Source organism: Streptomyces bambusae, assembly GCF_019400985.1.
In the GTDB taxonomy this organism is placed as follows: domain Bacteria; phylum Actinomycetota; class Actinomycetes; order Streptomycetales; family Streptomycetaceae; genus Streptomyces; species Streptomyces bambusae_A.
Genome location: NZ_WTFF01000516.1, coordinates 1 through 3,221, shown reverse-complemented (window position 1 = coordinate 3,221; position 3,221 = coordinate 1). Strand labels below are relative to the sequence as shown.

The 3,221-nt window shown below is 74.5% G+C and carries 3 protein-coding genes; 2 read left to right on the top strand and 1 reads right to left on the bottom strand.

Annotation, left to right across the window (positions count from 1 at the left end; genetic code table 11):
* Positions 1–201: 201 nt before the first annotated feature.
* Entirely contained in the window at positions 202–477 is a 276-nt protein-coding gene (locus GPJ59_RS34960) for an isoamylase early set domain-containing protein (RefSeq protein ID WP_219672085.1), read from the top strand.
* 226 nt (positions 478–703) lie between these two features.
* On the opposite strand, the gene GPJ59_RS34955 is transcribed toward GPJ59_RS34960, so the two are convergent.
* Positions 704–1,732, bottom strand: coding sequence for a poly-gamma-glutamate hydrolase family protein (locus GPJ59_RS34955; protein ID WP_219672083.1), 1,029 nt, complete (start codon positions 1,730–1,732; stop codon positions 704–706).
* A 238-nt stretch (positions 1,733–1,970) separates the two neighbouring features.
* Here GPJ59_RS34955 and GPJ59_RS34950 point away from each other — a divergent pair.
* Positions 1,971–3,221: hypothetical protein (locus tag GPJ59_RS34950; protein WP_219672082.1), on the top strand; the 1,251-nt coding region annotated here is incomplete at its 3' end.

The window sequence follows — 3,221 nt, the reverse complement described above, 5'->3', positions numbered from 1 at the left end:
TCGTCGGCAGCGTCAGATGGTGATAAGAGACGTGCCCGGCATGGTGCGGACCCCGTCCCGGCGGGGCCCGTCGGGGCAGGTCCGCCGCCGTCCGTCACCGTGGATCGGCTGGACGGGTGGGTGGCGGGCGGGTCGGCGCGCCGCGCGCCCGCTCCGCGGGGCAGGCTGGCCCGCGTCCGGTGATGACGAGAGGACTGCCCGATGCTGGAACGCAAGCTCCGCAAGGACCGCGCCGACGTCACGTTCGTCCTGCCCGCGGACCAGCCGCCGGGCGAGGTCAGCGTGGTGGGCGACTTCAACGACTGGCGGCCCGGCGCCCACCCGCTGACCGCACGACCGGACGGCTCGCGTGCCGTGACGGTCAGGCTCCGGACCAAGCAGGTGCACCGGTTCCGCTACCTCGCCACCGGCGACCACTGGTTCGACGAGGAGATGGCCGACGGACACGACGGCACCAACGGCTTCCTGCACACCTGACCACCGGCGCACCCGACCACCGGCACACCTGACCGCCGGCGCACCCGACCGCTTGCCCACCTGACCCGGCCGCGCACTCCCGCGCCGGGGAACACAGGGAGGCCCGGAGCTCAAGGCGCCCGGGCCTCCCTGCCGATCACTTCGCTGACCACTCGTCCCAACGAGCGGCCGCCCGCCCGGTCACGGGTCGCGCGGCACCGGCCCGGCCGCCGCGCCGCCCACGAGGTCAGAGCCCGATCGCGTACTCCACCCGCTGGAGGGCTTCGCGCTCGAAGACCGCCATCCGGCAGGCCCCGACGAACTTCTTGTACTCGGTGTTGCTCTTGCACGAACTGCCGCGGTCCGCCGGGGAGTCGGCGGTCGGGGAGAAGAAGCTGTCGCGCAGCTCACGGGTGAGCTCCAGCTGGGCGCCCTTCCCCGTCATGGTGCGGTTGCAGATGTTGGCCTCCTCGTCACCGTTGACGTCGGCGCCGCCGGGGGCGATCGGGAACCCGGCGGCCTCCAGGCGCCTGCTGAGGATGTTGCGGAAGACGGTGTCGCGGCCGCCCACGACGACGCCCCGCTTGTCCGGGAGCGCCGCCGGCCGGTCCTTGAACTCCGGGTACGCCTGCTCCCACCGCAGGCCGTGCAGGCTGAGGGTGTTGAGGCTGCTCGCCGCCATCGACACGGCCATGTGGTCGTCGCAGTGGATGGAGGTGACGTGCAACTGCCTGTTCGTCAGCGGCTTGCCGTCGGCGTCCTTGGCATCTGCCGAGCGCATCCCCTCGAACATCCAGAAGTCGTACACCGGATCGTCGCTCAGCAGTCCGGGGAAGCGCTTCCCGGCCAGTGCCGGATCCGGGTCGTAGCCGGCGATGCCCAGACACAGCTCGCTGGTGCCGACCTCGATCCCGCCGCCGTGGATCGCCAGGATCGTCGTCAGCATGTACGGGGGGCGCCCGGCCTTGTCGAAGTCCGCCAGCCCGTGCCGCTTGAAGCGCCGGGCGAAGTCCTTGCCCTCACCGTCGGCCGGGTCCGCGGAGGCGGCGAACTGCCGGTACATGTCCTTGTTGGAGTCGTACACGTCAGTGGCCGACGAAGCCCGTGCGGTCCCGGTCGACAGCGTGGACAGCAGCGGGCCGCCGGCGGCGGCCGCGAGCAGACCCGTCAGCAGGGTGCGGCGGCCGGTGTGCGGGCGGCCGGCGAGGTGCTGCTCGTTCCGGTGCTGCGACTGCTGTGAATTCTGTGACTGCTGCGACTGCTGCGACTGAGACACGGGTCCCCCTGGGTCATGATCTTGTGCGGGCACGGACAGCAGCGTAATGGCGCCCCCGCCCCCTCGGGCCCCTCCGGCCCCTCGCGCCCCGGCCAGTTGTGGCCTTGGCCGGATCGGTCCGCCGGGCCGCGGTCCGGGAGCCGTTGGGCCGGGTGCCCGTCCCCGATGGCGGCCGCCGGCCGGGCGGGGAAACGTGGGTGGCCACTGTCCGCCGTACCGCCCCTGACGAGGTCCGCCGATGGCCCACCACTTCGCTACGGCGACGCCCGAGCCGCCCGGCACCCGCTCACGCCCCGCCTCCGGCGCCGTCGGCCGCAGGCGGGACCTCACCCTGCTGGCAGCCGTCGCCGCCGCGTACGCCCTGGCCCAGATCGTCCTGGTCGTACCGGGCACCGGCCTCGGCTGGGACGAGACCGTGTACGTCAGCCAGGTCTCGCGGGACGCCCCCGCCGCGTTCTTCAGCGCCCCGCGCGCCCGCGGGATCACCTATCTCGTCGCCCCGGTCGCTGCCCTCACCACGTCCGTCGCGGTCCTGCGCGTCTGGTTCGCCGTACTCGCGACGGCGGCGCTGCTGCTGTGCCTGTGGGTGTGGCGCCGGCTGCTGCCTGCCCCGGTGGTCGCCCTCGCCGGAGGGCTGTTCGCCGGGCTGTGGGTGACCCTCTTCTACGGCCCCCAGGCCATGCCGAACCTCTGGGTCGCCTTCGCGGCGCTGTTCGCCACGGGCTGCTTCCTGCGGGCCGCCCGCGATCCCGGCGACCGGCTTGCCCTCGCCGGGATCGCGGGCGGGGTGGCCTTCGCCGCACTCATGAGACCCCCCGACGCGGTGTGGCTGGCCCTGCCCCTGGCCTGCGCCGTCGCGGTCGTCCCCGGCTGGCGGCGGCCGGCGCTGCTGCTGGCGCTCGCGGCCGGAGCCGTCGTCGGTGGCGCCGAGTGGGTCGTCGAGGCCGAACTGCGCTACGGCGGCCTGATCAGCAGGCTGCATCGGGCGGGCGAGATCCAGGGCGGCTTCGGCTGGCACCCCGCCTTCGCCGACCAGCTGCGCTCCCTCGACGGCCGCACCCTGTGCCGCCCGTGCGACGTCCCGTGGCGGCGGCCGGTCACCGGCCTGTGGTGGTTCGCGCTGCCACCGCTGGTCGTGGGCGGGGCGGTCACCGCGTACCGCGCCCGGCGGCCGGGGCCGGTCCTGCTCCCGGCCCTCGTCGCGGCCTGCCTCGCGGCGCCGTACCTGCTGTTCGTCGACTACGCGGCCGCCCGCTTCCTGCTGCCCGCGTACGCCCTGGCCGCCATCCCCGTCGCGGTCTGCCTGGCCCGGCTGTTCGCGGTGGGCCGCGCCCGCTCGCACCTCCTCACCGGCCTCTGCCTGGCCCTGGTCGCGGAGGAACTGGCCGGCCAGCTCGCCGTCGCCGACGACGCGGCGGACCGCAGCCGCGCCGACCGGCGGGCGTTCAACGCGGCCGTCCCCGCGCTGCGCCGCCTGGAGCAGCTGTCG